This is a genomic window from Streptomyces sp. NPDC030245, assembly GCF_055572995.1.
This window is the reverse complement of record NZ_JBVICF010000001.1, coordinates 62,602-80,198: the sequence shown is the minus strand read 5'-3', so window position 1 is coordinate 80,198 and position 17,597 is coordinate 62,602. Positions and strand designations below refer to the sequence as shown.

The following is a 17,597-nucleotide window of genomic DNA, read 5'->3' as shown; positions in this document are numbered from 1 at the left end:
CCTCACATGTCGAGGACGAGGCGCTCACCGCGCGCCCGCGAGACGCAGATGAGCATGGAGCCGGCCCGCTCGCCGTCCGTGAGCAGCTCGTCGCGGTGGTCGATCTCCCCCTCCACCACGCGCTGTTGGCACGTCCCGCAGAAACCCTGCTCGCAGCTGTACGCGGTGTCGGGCAGCTCGGCGCGGACGGCGGCGAGCACCGTGGTGTCCGCGGCGACCGCCACCGTGCGTCCGCTGCGGCGCAGTTCGACCTCGAAGGCGGTGTTGCCGTCGGCCGAGGTACGTGGCGCGAAACGTTCGAGGTGCAGCGAACACCCGTCCGGCAGGGCGGTGGCGACGGCGTCCATCAGCGCCTCGGGCCCGCACACGTGGACGGCGGCGCCGCGTGGCGTCCCGTCGAGGAAGGCGGCGAGGTCCGGCAGCCCGTCCTCGTCCTCCGCGACGACGGTGACGCGCTCCCGCCCCACCCCGCCGAGCTTCTCGATCTCTTCGAGGAAGGGCATCGAGGCCCGCGAACGCCCCCCGTACAGCAGCCGCCACCGCGCCCCGGACGCCTCGACGGCCCGCACCATCGGCAGGACCGGCGTGATCCCGATGCCCCCGGCCACGAACACGTACGACGCCGCGTCGGCGAGCGGGAAGCGGTTGCGCGGCCCGCGCACCTCGACCAGGGCGCCCGCACGGAGGCCGTGCACCTCGCGGGAGCCGCCCCTGCCGCCCTGCTCGGCCGTGATCAGCCGGGTCGCGACGGTGTACGAGGAGGTGTCCTCGGGGTCGCCACAGAGCGAGTACTGCCGCACGAGCCCCGACGGCAGCACGACGTCGAGGTGGGCCCCCGGCTCCCAAGGCGGCAAGCCATGCCCCTCCAGGCGGAGTTGTACGACACCGTCGGCGACCGTCTCGTGCCGGGCGACGCGGAGCCGCAGCGCCCGGGAGCGCGGCCGCCCGGAGACCGGCTCCGCCAGGGCGGGCAGCGGCCACAGCGGGGACGCCTCGATGCGGCGGCGCACGGCCCGCCTGGTGAGCAGGGCGGCGCCCGCGGCGAGGGCGACGGTGCGGATGCGGGGCATGTCAGGCGGTCCCCTTCTCGGCGGCGAGAGCGGCGCGGGCGGCGGGCGAGGAGGCCAGATAGGCGACGGCCTGCGCCGTGCTGCCTTCCTGTGAAGGGTGGTAACTCCGGCTCAGATAGCGGGGGATGGAGCGGATCATGTCACCGGTGGAGGGCAGCGTCCCGGCGCGCCCGCCGCGGTGGAAGTCCCGGAAGGTCGCCCTGCCGTCGACGAGCGTGGGGTCGTTCGCCATGAAGAACCGCGCCCCGCGCTGCCACAGGAAGACCAGCGCGGTGAACGCGGTCGCCCAGGTCCTGGCCCGGCGCCGGTACCCCCCGTCGACGTGCATGAACAGCTCGAAGGCCACCGACCGGTGCTCGACCTCCTCCGCGCCGTGCCAGCGCAGCAGGTCCAGCATCGTCGGGTCGGCGCCCCTGCGGTCCAGCTCCTCGGCGTTGAGCACCCAGTTGCCGAGGAACGCGGTGTAGTGCTCGATGGCCGCGATCATCGCGACGCGCTCCAGCAGCCACCACCGGCTCGCCCTGCCCGGCGGCAGCGTCCGGTCGCCGAGCAGCTTCTCGAAGAGCCAGTCGACCTGCGCGGTGTACGGCGTCGGATCGAGCCCCTGCTCCTTCAGATGCGGCAGAACCTCGTCGTGGGCCTGCGCGTGCATGGCCTCCTGCCCGATGAACCCGATGACGTCCGCGCGCAGCCGCTCGTCGCGGATGAGCGGCAGCACCTGCTTGTAGACGTGCACGAACCAGCGCTCACCGGCGGGCAGCAGCAGATGCAGCACGTTGATGGTGTGCGTGGTGAACGGGTCGTCCGGGAGCCAGTGGAGCGGGGTGTTCTCCCAGGAGAAGGAGACGTTGCGTGCCTTGAGCGGTATGTGCTCGGACGCGACGGGCTCGGGCACCCGGCTCTGCGTATTAGGCATGGCGTCAATGTACTGATGGGTAGGGCGGGGGGTACAGGGGTCTGCGCGGGGAACTTCGGCAGCCCCGCCGGCCTCGCCCCCCCGCCCTACCGCAGCGTCCGCACCTTCGTCCCGTCGGCGAGCCTGCCGCTGAGCCGAGCCTTCGCGGTCCGCTCCGTCCGGGTGGCGAGGAGGTTGCCGACCACGCGCGTGCCGCCGGACGCGGTGATGGAGGTGACGTTCTTGCTGCCCGCGCCGAGGAGGTACCAGGAGCCGGCCCGGGACTTCCACAGGACGCCCGCGAGCACGTGCGGGGCGCGGCTGCCGCAGGCGGGGGAGTCCTCGGCCTGCGCGGCGACGGCGCCCATGGGCCCGTTGGGCGTCCGGAACTCGGCGAGGGTCCGGCTGCCGACGCCCCGCCAGGTCTCGGCACGGGTGCAGGCCCACTCCGCGACGCCGTTGGCCTCGGGCAGTGCCTGACGGGCGTACGTCCACGAGTTCACGGACCGGACGCCGTGCGAGCGCACCGACGCGAGGGAGCACGCGGACTTCGACCATTCCGCGGGCGTGGCCTCACGGGGGGCGTGCGGGCGGCCCGCCGTCAGATGGGCGGGGACGAGCTCGCCGAGGTCGGTCGACATTCGCACCGTGCCGGAGTGGTCGCGCAGCCGCAGCGCGTTCCACGACGTGCACCGGCCGGTCTGCGCGGGCCCGGCGAAGGGATCGGTGACGCCGTCCGCGGAACGGCGCAGGACAGTGGCCTCCATGGTGGGCTTCACCAGATCCTGCACGGCGGCGGACCGCACCCAGGGAGCGGTCAGGTAGCGGATGTTCCCGTCGGCACGGTCGACGACGACGGCGTTCGCCTCGGTGCCGGTCGCGCCGTCCACGCGCGCGAAGTCGAGCGCCACGCCGCTCGTGCCCTCCTGCGGCTCCGCGTACCGCACGATGCGCAGGCCGTCGTGGAGCAGCACCACGCGCGCGGAGTCGACCTCACCGGCGAAGAGCAGCTGGGCGGGGCCGGGCGGCGCCCCGGCCGCGGTGCCCGGCGTCGCGGAGACCCGCACGGACTCGCCGGGCCGCGCCCAGACGGCGAGGGCGCGGCGGAGCAGCTCCTTGTCCCCGACGAGGTTGCCGCGGGCGGGCCACACGGAGAAGTCGGTACGGGCGGAACGTTTCCACGCCCCCGCGGGAACCACCGTCAGCTGCGCCGGATCGAGCGCGGCCTGCCCGGCCGGGTTCTTCGCATAGGGCGGCGCGGCGGCGCCGTCGGGCCCCCAGCCGTCGCCGGGCATGCCGAGCAGGGCCCCGCACACCAGCGCGGCGGCGACCGCGACACCGGCGGCCTTCATGTGCTGCCTGCGCCGCATCAGGTCGGTCGGCCGGGCCTGGAGGGTGCAGGGGTCGAACTCGGGGGACGCGAGCAGCTCGTACCGCTCCTCGACCTCGTCGGCCTCGTCGAGGGCGTCCTCGGGGTCGGCACAGCCCGCGGCGAGGAGAACGGCATGCACGCCGTCGTCGTCGAGGCCCTCCATCCCGCGCAGTACGTAGGCGGCGCGGGCGGCACCCGACAGCTCGGCGAGGCGCTGGTCCAGGGCGAGTTCGTCGGCGCCGCCCGAGCGCGGGAAGAGCCGCAGCCCGCGGACCTGCGGCAGCAGCGGCGGCAACTGGGCCCGCTTGGGCCAGGAACGCCACCGCAGGGGCTCGCCGGCGGCGAGGGCGCCGCACACGACCTGGAGCCGCACGTACGAGTACGCAGGATCCCCCTGCGCCCCACTGTTCCCGCCCCTCCCACCGCTCCGCTGCGCCGGGACGGCGACCGCCTCACCCGTCCTGCGGCTGCGCGGCAGGGCGCGCTGGGTGAGGGCGTGGGCGGTCAGGACCCGGCGGTTGCGGCCCAGACTCGGCGGCAGCACCAGATAGGCGAGCCGCACGAGCCGTGGGTAGTGCTCGACGAGGGCGGCCTCGGCCTGCTCCACGTCGACGACGGGGTCGGGGCCGCTGGACTTGGAAGACGCCGGCGACTTCGGGGACTTCGGGGACTTCGGGGACTTCGACGGAGACTGCACATTCGACGACACGTTCAGCAAAACGAGCGAATCCTCGGTTGGTCACCTCACGGCCAGCGGCCGCTGGTGGCGCGGCACTTGGCGGGGGGCTCACCCTGCACCGTCCCCCCCTCCCGCGTAGGAGCCCCAAGCCGCCGCTTCGCGGCGGATACCTCCCACCCACCCACCCGTTTGCCCCGCGACGTCCACTGGGGGTAGGGGCGGGTGTGTGGGTGTGGCCCGTGGCGTTCTGCGGGAGTGAGGGGGCGCGGCCCCCACCGACCGGCGGCCGCGAGCGCGCCGGAGGGGACGCGGGGGTACGTGCGAACGGAGCACCGAGCACACATCGGCGCCTTTGTCCGTGTGACGCGGCGCAGGGATGGCGAGTACGCACCTACCCCCGCGGCCCCGCCCCACGAACGAAGCAAAGGCGTCCCGCTCCCCGGGGCGTCCGCAGGAATCAGACCCCCACCCCTACCCCCCCACCACCCCCCACCCACTGAACTCCACCGTCCCGCGCTCCCCGTCGCCCCCGTTCGTCGCGCTCATGAACAGGCCCACGTCCTGGGCCGCCGCCGCGCCCGGTACCGGTACCGGTACCGTCGCCACCGTGTGCCACGTCGAGCCCGCGTCCGGTGAGAAGGCTCCCGTGAACGACGCGCCCGCGCGGGACAGCCGCAGCAGCACCGGCGCCTTGACGCCGGTGACGCGCTGGTACGTGTCCAGCGTGCCGTCGCCGTTCGTGTCGTAGGAGAGGACGACCCCGTTGGCGGGGGTGACGGCGAGGTTCAGGAAGCCGGGGGAGAGCGGCGTGCGCAGGGAGTTGCGGGCGATGAGTCCCGCCCGCGCCCACGGCCCCGTCACCGCCTGCGCATCGACCCGCACCGTCACCGACACCCCGTCCCGCAGCGCCCCGCCCCGGTACAGCGTCCCGAACTCGGCGGTCCCCTTCCACAGATCGGCGCCGCCCCCGTCGATCGCGTACCGCCCGTCCAACTCCCCGAAGACGGCCGCGTTGTTGCTGTAGGTCAACCACGCGTCGCTCAGCGGACCGGCCTCGAACAGCGTGCCCTCGTACACGGACCGCACGCGGCGCTCGCCCAGCGGTCCGTACCGGACGGCGATCTCGTAGGGGAGGGCCCGCAGGGGGCGGTCGAGAGGGGTGTCCGGTGTAGTGGTTCGCCATGCCACCTTTCCCGTCCCGGCGGGCGCGACGCGAGGCAGCGACACGGGGCCGACCGGCTCCGCCTCGATCCCGGTCAACGCGAAGTCGACGCGCCCCGTGGCGCGCAGCCCGTTGACGTTGCGGAAGGTCGCGGTCAGCAGGGAGCGGCCGCCCGGCGGGACGGCGGGCGGGTCGGCGGTGACCTCCAGGGTGCCCTGGTAGGGGGCGCGCGCCAGGACGTCCCGTACGCGTGAGGCGGTGCGGTACGGCGTACCGACGGGCCGCAGCGGATAGTCCTCGCGCTCCCGCGTCCAGGGCTCCTCGAACGCGAACCAGTCCACCGGCTTCGGCGCCCGCCCGGCCGCCAGCGCGTCCCCCAGCTCGTCGAGCCACTTCTGCCAGCGCGGCACGTAGAAGTCGCGCATGAGGCCGTGCCATTCGCGGTTGCCGTAGTCGTGGAGGCGGCCCGCGTCGGAGGTGGCCCGGTCGCCCCACAGGGTGATCAGGACCTTCGCGGTGCGCTCGAACTCCGCGCGCTCGGCGTCGTTCGTCCCCATGCGGCGGGCGTCCTCGATCCAGGGGCCGAGCAGGAACGCCGGGTGGGTGCCCGTCACGTCGTCCGACAGCCGCATCAGCCGGAGCCACAGTTTCGACAGGGCGGCGAAGGTCTCGCGGTCCTTCCGCTCGTACGCGGACCGCAGCTGCGGCAGGAGCTGCCGGCTGCGGTGCGCGAGGGCCTGCCGGGCGACGTCGACGAGGTCGTACCGGTAGGCGGCGCTGTCCCGCAGCGCGCCCGACACCCCGAGGAGCCCGGTGAGCGCGGCGTCGAACCGCCCCGGGTCGTAGGTGAGCGCGCGCGGCGCGTACTCCGCGGCGCGGGCGGCCGCGAGGTCGGGCCGCGCGGCGAAGAGCGAGTCGTGCGGGTCGCTGCGCTCGACGGCGGTGTGCTGGTAAGCGGTGTCGTGGAGCGCGCGCCACGCGGCCCGCGCGTCCCGGTCGCGGCCGCCGTACCGGAAGTCGGCGTACGAGGTGAACCACGCGGCCCGGTCCAGGGGGCCCTTCGTCCAGGCCAGTTCGGAGAAGAGCTCGAAGGCGGCGGGGTCCCGGTCGGTGGCCTCCGGCATGAAGGCGGTGCCCACCAGCGCGCTGCCCTGCTTGTCGCGCCAGGCGAAGAACCGCTCGTTCCACAGATGGGTGCGGGCGCCGATCGTCGTGCGCCCGCCGAAGTTGGGGATGGTCCCGAAGGCGTACGGCGTGCCGCCCCAGTCCTTCTCCCGGTCCGGCACGCGCGCGTACCGGTCCGAGACACCGTCGACGATCAGCATCCGCTTCTTGTCGACGGCGTCGAGCAGCGCGGGCAGCGGATTGGCCTCCCAGCCGAGTATCACCCAGGTCGCGCCGGGCCGCGCCGTCCGCAGGGCCGCCTCGACACCCCGGGCGGCGGCGGGCACGGGCACGTCACCGGCGGTGCCGCCCTCGTGCAGGAGGTCCATCTTGAAGAGGTCGGCGGGGCCGAAGAGCCGCTCCTGGTGCCGGTAGAAGGAGGCGGCGACCCGCGCGAAGGCGGAGGTGCGCGGGTCGAGCCAGTCGGGTCTGCGGAATCCGTGCCAGACACCCTGCGGCACGACGCGCGCGTCGCCGCCGTTGCGCTCGACGAACCCGTCGGGGACGTGACCGTAGTAGCCGGGCAGGACGGGGGCGATCCCGAGCTCCCGCAGCCTGTCGACGATGCGCCGCCCCAACTCCGCCCGGTCGTCTATGAGTTGCTGCGTAAGAGGCCCGCCGTACCCGGACAGGTTTTGCAGCAGCCACCACGGCTGGTGCGAGGGGGCGGGCAGCCACGCCCTGGCCTGTGCGTCGGAGTAGCCGAACTCCTGGAGCACCCGGTGGTACACGGCCTCGGCGCCCGCTATGACCAGGACTTCGTTGCAGCCGTGCAGGGCGAGTACGTCGATCATGCGCTCCCAGTACGCCCAGTCGGCGTACGGCGCGGTGTACCCGTCGTTGGTGTCGTTCAGGGCGAAGCGGTGGGGGAGCGAGGTGGACCGCTCCAGCGGCCGGGCCGGCGCGGGCAGCCGGCGCGGCAGGTCCACCTGGCCGCCGTTCCACGTGATGTGGGCCCCGCACACGTACTTCAGGTACCAGTGGACGCCGGTGAGCAGCACCGCGGGCGTCGTGCCGGACACCTCGATCCGGCCCGTGGTGCCGGTGACTCTGAAGCGGTCCTCACGCTCACGCCCGGGGACGAGTCTGAGCCGGATCTGTTCCGCGTGGTGCGGCAGGAGTCTGTTGAGCGCGGAGCGCGCGGCATCCGTATCCAAGGCGGGAGCCTCGGCGGGTCGCGCGGTCGCGGTGCCGGTGAGGGCCGGCAGGCCGCCGACCGCGGCACCGAGGCCGAGGGCCCCCGCGCTGCCGAGCACGGTACGTCGGGACGGTTCGGACATGTGTACCCCCTGGGGTGAAGGCTGCGCGCACGGTATCCGCGTCGCCCCGAGTGCTCAACGGTCCACGTGGAGCGGACGGGTCGAGATAGCTGAAAGGGAGTGCCGGGACGATGAGGGCAGCACGGGAGACGCGGGCGGCGAGGACGGTGCGGGCAGCACGCGGCGCCCTTTCGGGCATGGCTGTGGGAGCCCTGCTGACAGTGGTGGGCTGCGGCTCGGGGGGTGACGGCACGCCGGACACGGCGAGCGGCAGCCTGGAGCAGCTGGCGGCCGAGGCGGGATGCAGGCCCGACGTCCGGACGGACGCGGCCGAGCTGCGCCAGGCCACCTGTGAGAACGGTGCCCGGCGCTATGTCCTCGTAACCTTTACAAACGCCCGTGGCCAGGCCGAATGGCTCGACGAGGCGAACGACTACGGCGGTACGTACCTCGTCGGCGGCAGCAGCTGGGTCGCCGTCGGGGACGCCGACGACATCGCGGCGCTGCGCGGCCGGCTCGGCGGAACCGTGGTGGACGCCGCGGAGAGGCACGGCGGCCACCACGGCCGGCACGCGGGGTGAGCGGTGGCGCCGTCGGGCGCCCCCGCGGTCAGGTGCAGGGCCCCTGCGGTCAGGTGCAGCGCTGCCCGGAGTTGACGCACTTCGCGACGCGCCGCATCAGCCGCTCGTCGAAGACGTTGATGAAGTCACCGTGGTCGGTGACGGGTTTGTGCAACTGCTCGGGGAACGAGTCGACGGCGAAGCCCGGCCCCGGCGGCACGTCGTACACGACGCGCTGCACCAGCTGGGGAATGGCGCGGAAGCCGCGCGGGCAGGCGCCGGTGCGCCGGTCGGCGAAGGCGACGTGGGTGCGGTGGTTGGCGCTGTCGGTGTTCTGTCCGTCCCAGCAGCTCTGGAAGTTGAAGGTCCGGACGACCTTGCTGCCCTCGGGGCAGATCGGGTACTTGTCCGTCAGCTGCCGGTTCTCGAATCCGGTGCAGCTCCACGACGCGTTGGCGTTGGCGTCGCCGTTGGTGAAGGCCTTGGCGTCGCCCGTGATGATGCGCAGGAAACGCGGCATGGCGACGACCTTGCTCACCGGATTTCCGGCGAATCGCAGAGTCACCGACGCCGGTGTCTGGATCTCGCCGACGTTCTGGTCCTTTCCGCCGCCATCGGCCTGGGCGTCGTCCTCGTCCTGCCCGTTCTGCAACCTCAGGACCGGCCAGTAGTACGTCGACTTGTCACCCTGATTGCGGCAACTGGTCTGTCCCGCGGCGAGATCGGCGTCGCTGGAGAAGGCGTCCGTCGCCTGGTTTCCCACGTAGTCGTGCATGTGGTGGGCGCCATTGCTCACGCCGGGCGCGACGATGACGTTGTCCGGATTGAACTTGCCGTTCTCGTTCCGCCCGCATTTCGTGGTGAAGGTCCCGCGTGACCCGTCGCGGCCGTTGCGGGGGCGCTTGACGTTCGGCCGGACGGACTCGATCTCGACGAAGTCACCGGCCTCGGGCCCGTTGCCGCTCTGCCCTTCACCTCGGCCTTGGCCCTGGTCGTCGGCGCGCAGCGTGCAAGGTGCCATGCCGTCGAGTCCTTCGGGGGGCCGGGCGCCGGCCCGGTCCAGGGTCTTCGTCATGCTGCCGAGGGTTTCCCTGCGCTGCTCCGCCAGGGGAGCGAGCAGGGATTCCTTGTCCGGTGTCCGCGCGAATTTCCCGTACGCCTCCGTGATCTGGCCGTCGAGGTCGGCGAGTTGCCGGTCCACCTCGCCGCGCGCGGCGCCCGGCACCTCGGGCAGTCGGTTGCCCACATCCGGACAGCTGATGGTCGACACCTGCTGTCCGGATTCCCCGGAACCCCGCGGCGGGGGCCGGTCCGCGCCCTCTCCGGCATTCGCGTAGACGTTCACGGCGACCAGAGCGCCGCCGCCCATGATGAACGCTGCCGACGTGGCGACGACGCGCCGCGTCAGCCTTGATCGTTTTCGTGAGGTACGTCCCATGGGACTACATACGCATCAGCGGCCCGCCGTGTTCAGCGCCCCCGGTCCAGATAGGCGAGGACCGCGAGGACCCGCCGGTTGTCGTCGTCGGAGACCGCCAGGTCCAGTTTGGCGAAGATGTTGGACGTGTGCTTCGCGATGGCCCGCTCGGTGACGACGAGCTGCGCCGCGATGGCCGCGTTCGACCTGCCCTGCGCCATGAGTTCGAGCACCTCGCGCTCGCGCGGGGTGAGCGCGCCGAGCGGCTCCTCGGCGGTGTGCCGCGACAGGAGCTGCTGGATCACCTGCGGGTCCATCGCGGTGCCGCCGGCCGCGACCCTGCGTACGGCGTCGACGAACTGTGCGGCGTCGAACACCCGGTCCTTGAGGAGGTAGCCGACGCCGCCGTTCCCGTCGGCGAGGAGCTCGCGCGCGTACAACTGCTCGACGTGCTGCGAGAGGACCAGGACCGGCAGTCCCGGCCTGGCCCGGCGGGCGGCGAGCGCGCACTGAAGGCCCTCGTCCGTGTGGGACGGCGGCAGCCGCACGTCCACGACGGCCACGTCCGGCCGCAGCTCCGCGAGGGCCCTGGCCAGCTCGGGCCCGCTCTCCACGGCCGCCGCGATCTCGAAGTCGAACGCCTCCAGCATCCGCACCAGGCCGTCACGGAGCAGGAAGAGGTCTTCGGCTAGGACAACTCGCAAGGGATCTCCATGGTCACCATGGTCGGGCCGCCCGCGGGGCTGCTGACGGCCAGTACGCCGTCGAATGTACCGAGTCGGCGTTCGACACCGCTCAGCCCGGAGCCGAGGCCGACGGCGGCACCGCCCTTGCCGTTGTCCGTCACGGCGATGCGCAGCATGCCGTCCGCGTAATGCATGTCCACCCAGACGCGGTCGGCCCCCGAGTGCTTGATCGCGTTGGTCAGGGACTCGCTCACCGCGAAGTACGCGGCGGACTCCACCGGCGCCTCGACCCGCCCCGCCAGCTCCACGTCGACCTCGGTGGCGATCGGGAGGCGCAGTGCCAGAGCCTTCACCGCGTCGCCGAGGCCGCGTTCGGCGAGGACCGGCGGATGGATGCCGCGGACCAGGTCGCGCAGTTCCGTCAGCGCCTCGCCGGAGTTCTGCCGGGCCTTGGCGAGCAGCTCCTTGGCCTTGGCGGGGTCGGTCTCGATCATCGCCTCGATGGTGCTGAGGTCCATGCCCATGGCGACCAGGCGGGCCTGCGCGCCGTCGTGCAGGTCGCGCTCGATGCGGCGCAGCTCGGCGGCGGAGTTGTCGACGGCGTCGTGCCGGGTCTCGGTGAGCCGGTCCACGCGCCGCGCCAGTTCGCGCTCGCGCATGCTCGTGGTGGGGGCCAGGAACGTACGGGCCAGGAGGAAGTGGGCGCGTACGAGGGAGGGGTTGACGAGGAGCGCGAGGGCGAAGAAGCCCATGCCGAGCAGCGCCGCCTGGTTGGCGGTGGACTGCGAGGTGACGTGGATGAAGGCGAACCACTCGCCGCCGCCCGCGTCGTGGATCGGCTCCCAGACGCCGAGGGCGAGCACCCAGCCGTACACCATGTAGAGCGGCAGCGCGGCGGCGAGGATCACGACCACCGTGGCCGCGGTCATGTTCACCAGCAGCCACTGGAGGTCGCGCCAGGTGGCCGGGTCCTTCAGGAGCAGTGTGCAGCGCTCCACCTGGCCGGTGACGCCGCGGCGCAGGTCGGCGGGGAAGGGCTGGTGGGCCCGCGGAATCGTCACGCCGGACCACGCGGCGGCCCGGCCGCGGTAGGCGTTCGCGTACATGCGGACGCCCGCGAGGACGACCGGTGTGGTGAGGAGGCCGATGCCCACCAGGATGAGCGCGATCGAGACGACCGAGAACACGAAGAGGACGATCGAGCCCACCAGCGCGAAGATCGTCAGATAGAGACCCCGCGCCCCCGCGACCAGTGCGTCCTTGAGCCTCGTCATGGTCATCCGTCCCTCTCGTCGACCCCGTGGGCCCGGCCGCGTTCCGCGCGGCCGGCACCGTCATATCTTCGCCGCTGCCGGGGGCGCGGGTCATTGGGCCCGCCACCCGGCCGGGGGTGTACCTGACGACACCCCCGGCCTCGCCCTGCGCTCCGGCGACAGGGGGCTTCGGCGGCTGGGACGGGCGGCCGCCGATTCCTAGCGTGAGGGACGTCTTATCCGACGCATACTCACGCAGACTTGATGGGGGCGAAGCGCCATGAGGCGGAACCTCGCGGCACGACTAGGTGTGTGGAGCGCACACCACCGAAAGGCGGCCATCATCGGCTGGCTGGTCTTCGTGGTCCTCGCCACGATCATCGGCGGGGCCTCCGGCATGGTCACCGCGTCCGACGACGAGATGGGGGTCGGCGCATCGGGCCGTGCCGCCAAGATCCTGAAGGACGCGGACATCGACGAGCCCGCGGGCGAGCTCGTCATGGTCGGCGCGGCCGACGGGGCGTCCGCCGGCGGCTGGCGGGACGCGGCGGCCGACCTGTCGAAGGCGCTGACCGCGACCGGCGACGTACGCGACCTCAAGGCGCCGCTGCCCTCCGAGGACGGCAGGGAGGCGCTGCTCCGGTTTGAGATCAAGGGCCCCTCCGACGAGGCCGCCGACCGCGTCCAACCGGTCCTCGACGCCGTGGCGAAGGCGAAGGAGGACGGCGCGGCGCGCGGCATCGCCATCCACCAGTTCGGCGACGCGAGCTCCGAGAAGCACCTCTCCGACCTGCTCGCCGACGACTTGAAGAAGGCCGAGTTCACCGCGGTGCCGCTCGCCCTCGGCATTCTCCTGGTCGCCTTCGGCGCCGTGGTCGCGGCGCTCCTCCCGGTGGGGCTCGCGCTCACCGCGTGCGTGGCGGCGTTCGGACTGCTCTCCCTGGCCAGCCACCAGCTGCACCTGTTCGAGACGACGTACTCCGTGATGTTCCTGATGGGCCTCGCGGTCGGCGTCGACTACTGCCTGTTCTACCTGCGGCGCGAGCGGGACGAGCGGGCCGCGGGGCGGGACGCCGACACGGCCCTGCGGATCGCCGCGGCCACCAGCGGCCGCGCCGTCCTGGTCTCCGGTCTCACGGTCATGGTCGCCATGGCGGGCATGTTCCTGTCCGGACTGCTCCTCTTCGAGGGCTTCGCCGTCGCCACGATCCTCGTGGTGTGCGTGGCGATGCTCGGTTCGGTCACGGTTCTGCCCGCGCTGCTCGCCGCGCTCGGCGACCGCATCGACGCCGGCCGCATCCCCTTCCTCAACCGCCGTGCCAAGAAGGGCGTGCACGCGAGCGGCGGCACCGCGGCGAAGATCCTGAAGCCGGTCCTCGCCCGCCCGAAGTTCTTCGCCGTCGGCGCCACCGTCGTCCTGCTCGCCCTCGCCGCGCCCGCACTCGGCATGAAGACCGAACAGCTGGGCCTGGAGAAGCAGTTCGGCTCCGACGCCCCGCTGTCCGTCTCCTACCAGCGGATCACCGAGGAGTTCCCCGGCGGCCCCGCTCCGGCCCGGGTGGTCGTCAAGGCCGACGACATCGGCGCGCAACCGGTGCGGGCCGCCCTCGACGCGCTGACCGAGAAGGCCGGTGACGGCGCCGAGCTCACCGTCCACCGGGCGAAGAACGTCGCCGAGGTCGAGGTCCCGCTGCCCGGCGACGGCACCGACGCCGAGGCGAAGAAGGCCCTGCGCGAGCTGCGCGACGACACGGTGCCCGCGGCCTTCGAGGGAGTGGACGCGACGGCTCACGTGGGCGGCGACCTGGCCTCGTCCGAGGACTTCAGCCATCAGCTCGGCAAGGGCATCGTGCCGGTCTTCGTCTTCATCGCCGCGGTGACCTTCCTGCTGATGCTCTTCAGCTTCCGCTCGGTGGTGATCGCGGTGACGTCGATCGCGCTGAACCTGCTCTCGGTGGGCGCCGCCTACGGCGTCATGACCGCCGTCTTCCAGCACGGCTGGGGCGCGGAGCTGATCGGGTCGGAGCAGGTCGGCGCGATCGAGAACTGGATGCCGCTGTTCGTCCTCGTCGTCCTGTTCGGCCTCTCCATGGACTACCACGTCTTCGTGGTCTCCCGGATCAGCGAGGCCCGCGACCGCGGCCTGGACAACCGCTCGGCGATCCGCGAGGGCATCACGCGCACGGCGGGCGCGGTCACCGGCGCGGCCGTGATCATGGTGGCGGTCTTCGCGGTTTTCGGCACCCTGTCCATGCAGGACATGCAGCAGATGGGCGTGGGCCTCGGAGTGGCGGTCCTCCTGGACGCGACAGTCGTCCGCATGATCCTGCTGCCGTCCCTGATGGCCCTCCTCGGCGAGCGCAACTGGCACACGCCCCGCTCCCTGCGGTGGCTCCCGCGGATCTCCCACGCGGAGGAGGCACCGACCGCCCCGCACCGGACCGACCCGTACAACACCCCGGTTCCGAGCGGCTGTTGACGAGAAACCCGCACACCTGACATGGCCGGCCCCGGCGCGCACACCGCGCCGGGGCCGGCCATGTCACGTCACAGGCCCAGCGCCTTCGCCTCCTTCTCGGGGGCGAGCCCGACGACCGGCCGGTCGGGGCGCTGCGGCGCCGTCCCGCCGATGGACCGCAGCCACTCCCACGTGTCGCGCACCGTCTCGGCGGCGGACCTCGTCCTGAGCCCCGCGGCCACCGCCTTCTCCGACGACGTCCGGTGCATCGTGTCGTGCAGCTCGCCGGGGGCCAACCACACCGGCAGCTCCATCCACGGCTCGATGCCCGCGTCGAGCACCGCCCGCGGCTCGGTCCAGCGGAGCTCCGCCGCCGGACCCGCCACCTCCACGCACGCGTCGAGGAGCTCACCCATCGTGAACCGCCCCATGGGACTGACCAAGTTGTACGCCCCGTGCAGCCCGGCGGCCGCCGCGTCCAGGACGAACTCGGCGAGGTCCCGCACATCGACGTACTGGATGTCGAGGTCCCGCGGCCCGGGGGCCAGCACGGGCCCGCCGCGCGCCACCCGGTTCAGCCACCACGGCAGCCGCCCGATGTTCTCGTACGGTCCGAGGATGAGCCCGGCCCGCGCGAGCACCGTCCGCTCCGCCCCGAACCCGGCGAGCGCCGCGAGCTCCCCGCCCCGCTTGTCCTCCGCGTACGCCGACGCGTCCGCGTCCGGGTCGCCGTCCACCACGGGGAAGCTCTCGTCGGAGCCGGCCGCGCCCGGGTAGCGGTACACGGAGCCGCTGGACACGTACACGTACCGCCCGGCGCGCGACGCGAGCAGCCGGGCCGACTCGCGCACCACGCGGGGCGCCGCCGACCAGGTGTCGACCACCACGTCCCACTCGCCGTCGGCGAGCCCGGCCAGGCCGCCCTCGACGGTGCGGTCGCCGTGCACGGTACGGGCGCCCTCGGGCGCCGCGTGGTGACCGCGGTGGAAGACGGTCACGTCCCAGCCACGGGCGAGGGCCGCCTCGGTGACCGCACGCCCCACGAATTCGGTGCCGCCCAGCATCAGAAGTCTCATGCCGGTGACTCTGCCCCGGCGACCCGGGTCCTGTGAACCGGTTTCTGCTCGGGGCAGAGCGGGGCACGGCAGCTCAGCGGGCACCGCGGCTCAGCGGGGACTCGGCGGCGCGTACTTGTAGCCGACGCGGCGCACCGTCTGGATCGTCCTGCGGTGCTCGGCGCCCAGCTTGCGCCGCAGCCGCGCGACGTGCACGTCGACCGTGCGGCCGTCGCCCACGTGGCCGTACCCCCACACCGTGGTCACCAACTGGTCGCGGGTGTGCACCCGGTGGGGGTGCGCGACGAGGTGCGCGAGCAGCTCGAACTCCAGGTACGTGAGGTCGAGGGGGCGCCCCTCGACCTCCACGGAGCGCTGCACGGTGTCGATCCTGATGGGGCCCGGGGCGGGCGCGTGCGGCGCCTCGGGCCCGGTGGCGGTGGGCGCGGGTTCCTGCCCGGCCGGTACGAGGACGAGGTAACCGACCATCGGCGGTTGTCCCGGCAGCGTCGGCAGGGTGTGCTGCGGCGCGGGCAGCCAAGTGGCGCCCGGCGGCAGGAAGTCGGTGATCTGCACCACCTCGTCGGGCGCGACGGCCCGCAGGCGGCCGCGGCCCGGCGCCGGGGGAGGCGTGAGGGCGGTGGGAGCGGAGGCAGTGAAGGAACGGGAGTTCGCCATGGGGGAGTCAGCTCTTTCGCGCGAAGAAGGAGTCGTCGAGAACGAGACGTACGTCGTGCGCGTCAGGCGAAGGCCGGTTGCGGCGGCTTCAGGCCGGGAGCAACAGCTTTAGAGGGCCCGCGCGTTCGTCGCGCGGCAACACACCCGGTCGAAGTCGTGGTGCTGACGGGAGGGCCAGAAGGGCTCGAGGTCGTGACGACCCGTCGCGGTGTTCTGGTGGCTGCCCATGGCTCCATTGAATCAGATGAAGAGAGGGCCGCCCACCGTCATCGGCGGGCGACCCTCGGGTGACGGGTCCGGGATCAGACCTGGCCGGCCTTCTCCAGCGCGGTGCAGCACGTGTCGACGAGCAGGCGCGTCACGACGTACGGGTCGACGTTCGCGTTCGGGCGGCGGTCCTCGATGTAGCCCTTCTGCTCCACCTCGACCTGCCACGGGATGCGCACCGAGGCGCCGCGGTCGGAGACGCCGTACTTGTACTCGTCCCAGGGGGCGGTCTCGTGCAGACCGGTCAGCCGCTCGTCGATGCCCGCGCCGTAGTTCTTGACGTGGTCCAGCGGCTTCGAGCCCTCACCGAGGGCCTCGCAGGCGGTGATGATGGGCGCGTAGCCCTCGCGCATCGCCTTCGTCGAGAAGTTCGTGTGCGCGCCCGCGCCGTTCCAGTCGCCCTTGACCGGCTTCGGGTCGAGGGTCGCGGAGACCTTGAAGTCCTCGGCGGTGCGGTACAGCAGCCAGCGGGCGATCCACAGCTGGTCGGAGACCTCCAGCGGCGCCAGCGGGCCGACCTGGAACTCCCACTGACCCGGCATGACCTCGGCGTTGATGCCGGAGATGCCGAGCCCGGCCTTGAGGCAGTTCTCCAGGTGCGCCTCGACGACGTCACGGCCGAAGATTTCGTCCGAGCCGACACCGCAGTAGTAGCCGCCCTGCGCGGCGGGGAAGCCGCCGACGGGGAAGCCGAGCGGGCGGTCGCCCTCGAAGAACGTGTACTCCTGCTCGATGCCGAAGATCGGCTCCTGCGCGGCGAAGCGGCCCGCGACCTCGGCCAGCTCGGCGCGGGTGTTGGACGCGTGCGGCGTCATGTCCGTGTTGAGGACCTCGCACAGGACGAGGACGTCCGCGCCGCCGCGGATCGGGTCCGGGCAGGTGTACACCGGCTTGAGGACACGGTCGGACGCGTGGCCCTCGGCCTGGTTCGTGCTGGATCCGTCGAAGCCCCAGAGCGGCAGCTCGGCGCCCTTCGCGTCGTCCGCCAGGATCTTGGTCTTGGAGCGGAGCTTCGCGGTCGGCGCGGTGCCGTCGATCCAGATGTACTCGGCCTTGAAGGTCACGGGGCTCATCCTCATAACGCTCGGTACGGCGCAGCACGTGCGGGTGCTGCGGTGCCGTGGTGATGAGCGGCAGCCTGGCAACCCGCGATTTCCCGACCGTTGCCCTCATGTGAACCCCGTGTTACCTGAGGCGGGTGTGTCCGGGCTCACGGCACCGCCCGGCCGCGCGGTCTCAGCGCGACAGCGCGTCCCGTACGGCCTCCTCCGTGCGGGCCACCACCGCCGTGCCGTCGTCGGCCGTGATGATGGGGCGCTGGATCAGCTTCGGGTGGCCGGCGAGCGCCTTGATCCAGCGGTCGCGGCCGGTGGCGTCGCGCGGCCAGGCCTCGCGGTCCTTGAGGTCCAGGTCCTTGGCGGCCTGCTCCTGGGTCCTGGTGATGTCCCAGGGTTCGAGGCCGAGGCGGTCGAGGACGGCACGGATCTCGTCCTCGGTCGGTACGTCGTCGAGGTAGCGGCGGACGGTGTAGTCGGCGCCCTCCGCGTCGAGCAGCGTGAGCGCGCTCCGGCACTTCGAGCAGGCGGGGTTGATCCAGATCTCCATGCCCCACACGCTACCCC

The 17,597-nt window shown here is 72.7% G+C and carries 13 protein-coding genes; 2 read left to right on the top strand and 11 right to left on the bottom strand.

The features are described from left to right. Positions 1–2 precede the first annotated feature (2 nt). The 4 genes from ACZ4Z4_RS00350 to ACZ4Z4_RS00335 all read right to left on the bottom strand — a co-directional run bounded on the left by ACZ4Z4_RS00350 (position 3) and on the right by ACZ4Z4_RS00335 (position 7,622). On the bottom strand, positions 3–1,070 hold the full coding sequence (locus ACZ4Z4_RS00350) for a PDR/VanB family oxidoreductase (RefSeq protein WP_468320107.1): 1,068 nt from the start codon (positions 1,068–1,070) through the stop codon (positions 3–5). Position 1,071: 1 nt separating this feature from the next. Beyond that, on the bottom strand, positions 1,072–1,986 hold the full coding sequence (locus tag ACZ4Z4_RS00345; protein WP_468320105.1) for a metal-dependent hydrolase: 915 nt from the start codon (positions 1,984–1,986) through the stop codon (positions 1,072–1,074). A gap of 86 nt (positions 1,987–2,072) precedes the next feature. Next, on the bottom strand, positions 2,073–4,034 hold the full coding sequence (locus tag ACZ4Z4_RS00340) for a hypothetical protein (RefSeq protein WP_468320103.1): 1,962 nt from the start codon (positions 4,032–4,034) through the stop codon (positions 2,073–2,075). Positions 4,035–4,487: 453 nt separating this feature from the next. Beyond that, positions 4,488–7,622, bottom strand: coding sequence for an alpha-N-acetylglucosaminidase (locus ACZ4Z4_RS00335; RefSeq protein ID WP_468320100.1), 3,135 nt, complete (start codon positions 7,620–7,622; stop codon positions 4,488–4,490). Positions 7,623–7,798: 176 nt separating this feature from the next. Here ACZ4Z4_RS00335 and ACZ4Z4_RS00330 point away from each other — a divergent pair, with 176 nt between their 5' ends. Next, a complete protein-coding gene (locus ACZ4Z4_RS00330; protein WP_468320097.1) occupies positions 7,799–8,182 on the top strand; it encodes a hypothetical protein in 384 nt (127 codons plus the stop codon). A 49-nt stretch (positions 8,183–8,231) separates the two neighbouring features. Here ACZ4Z4_RS00330 and ACZ4Z4_RS00325 read toward each other — a convergent pair whose 3' ends face one another. The 3 genes from ACZ4Z4_RS00325 to ACZ4Z4_RS00315 are packed head-to-tail and all read right to left on the bottom strand — an operon-like array spanning position 8,232 to position 11,544. Continuing rightward, entirely contained in the window at positions 8,232–9,599 is a 1,368-nt protein-coding gene (locus ACZ4Z4_RS00325; protein WP_468320095.1) for a DUF1996 domain-containing protein, read from the bottom strand. A 32-nt stretch (positions 9,600–9,631) separates the two neighbouring features. Then, on the bottom strand, positions 9,632–10,282 hold the full coding sequence (locus tag ACZ4Z4_RS00320; RefSeq protein ID WP_468320092.1) for a LuxR C-terminal-related transcriptional regulator: 651 nt from the start codon (positions 10,280–10,282) through the stop codon (positions 9,632–9,634). Then, positions 10,267–11,544, bottom strand: coding sequence for a sensor histidine kinase (locus ACZ4Z4_RS00315; protein WP_468320089.1), 1,278 nt, complete (start codon positions 11,542–11,544; stop codon positions 10,267–10,269). The genes ACZ4Z4_RS00320 and ACZ4Z4_RS00315 overlap by 16 nt, the downstream gene beginning before the upstream one ends. A 253-nt stretch (positions 11,545–11,797) precedes the next feature. On the opposite strand from ACZ4Z4_RS00315, the gene ACZ4Z4_RS00310 reads away from it, so the two are divergent. Then, a complete protein-coding gene (locus tag ACZ4Z4_RS00310) occupies positions 11,798–13,996 on the top strand; it encodes an MMPL family transporter (protein WP_468320086.1) in 2,199 nt (732 codons plus the stop codon). Between the two features lie 68 nt (positions 13,997–14,064). On the opposite strand, the gene ACZ4Z4_RS00305 is transcribed toward ACZ4Z4_RS00310, so the two are convergent. From ACZ4Z4_RS00305 to ACZ4Z4_RS00290, 4 genes are all read right to left on the bottom strand, one after another. Further along, a complete protein-coding gene (locus ACZ4Z4_RS00305; RefSeq protein ID WP_468320083.1) occupies positions 14,065–15,051 on the bottom strand; it encodes an NAD-dependent epimerase/dehydratase family protein in 987 nt (328 codons plus the stop codon). A 90-nt stretch (positions 15,052–15,141) separates the two neighbouring features. Further along, on the bottom strand, positions 15,142–15,708 hold the full coding sequence (locus ACZ4Z4_RS00300; protein WP_468320081.1) for a winged helix-turn-helix domain-containing protein: 567 nt from the start codon (positions 15,706–15,708) through the stop codon (positions 15,142–15,144). A 302-nt stretch (positions 15,709–16,010) separates the two neighbouring features. Continuing rightward, the gene (gene glnII / locus ACZ4Z4_RS00295) at positions 16,011–17,039 is read right to left on the bottom strand and encodes a glutamine synthetase (protein WP_468322014.1); all 1,029 of its coding nucleotides are present in this window, start codon (positions 17,037–17,039) and stop codon (positions 16,011–16,013) included. Positions 17,040–17,211: 172 nt separating this feature from the next. Then, positions 17,212–17,580, bottom strand: a complete 369-nt coding sequence (locus ACZ4Z4_RS00290) for an arsenate reductase family protein (RefSeq protein WP_468320079.1) — start codon at positions 17,578–17,580, stop codon at positions 17,212–17,214. Between the last annotated feature and the right edge of the window lie 17 nt (positions 17,581–17,597).

Bases quoted from the DNA above. Each gene is read 5' to 3' on its own strand.
- ACZ4Z4_RS00350 (WP_468320107.1), bottom strand. From the start codon at position 1,070: ATGCCCCGCATCCGCACCGTCGCCCTCGCCGCGGGCGCCGCCCTGCTC.
- ACZ4Z4_RS00345 (WP_468320105.1), bottom strand. From the start codon at position 1,986: ATGCCTAATACGCAGAGCCGGGTGCCCGAGCCCGTCGCGTCCGAGCAC.
- ACZ4Z4_RS00335 (WP_468320100.1), bottom strand. From the start codon at position 7,622: ATGTCCGAACCGTCCCGACGTACCGTGCTCGGCAGCGCGGGGGCCCTC.
- ACZ4Z4_RS00330 (WP_468320097.1), top strand. From the start codon at position 7,799: ATGGCTGTGGGAGCCCTGCTGACAGTGGTGGGCTGCGGCTCGGGGGGT.
- ACZ4Z4_RS00325 (WP_468320095.1), bottom strand. From the start codon at position 9,599: ATGGGACGTACCTCACGAAAACGATCAAGGCTGACGCGGCGCGTCGTC.
- ACZ4Z4_RS00315 (WP_468320089.1), bottom strand. From the start codon at position 11,544: ATGACCATGACGAGGCTCAAGGACGCACTGGTCGCGGGGGCGCGGGGT.
- ACZ4Z4_RS00310 (WP_468320086.1), top strand. From the start codon at position 11,798: ATGAGGCGGAACCTCGCGGCACGACTAGGTGTGTGGAGCGCACACCAC.
- ACZ4Z4_RS00305 (WP_468320083.1), bottom strand. From the start codon at position 15,051: ATGAGACTTCTGATGCTGGGCGGCACCGAATTCGTGGGGCGTGCGGTC.
- ACZ4Z4_RS00300 (WP_468320081.1), bottom strand. From the start codon at position 15,708: ATGGCGAACTCCCGTTCCTTCACTGCCTCCGCTCCCACCGCCCTCACG.
- ACZ4Z4_RS00290 (WP_468320079.1), bottom strand. From the start codon at position 17,580: ATGGAGATCTGGATCAACCCCGCCTGCTCGAAGTGCCGGAGCGCGCTC.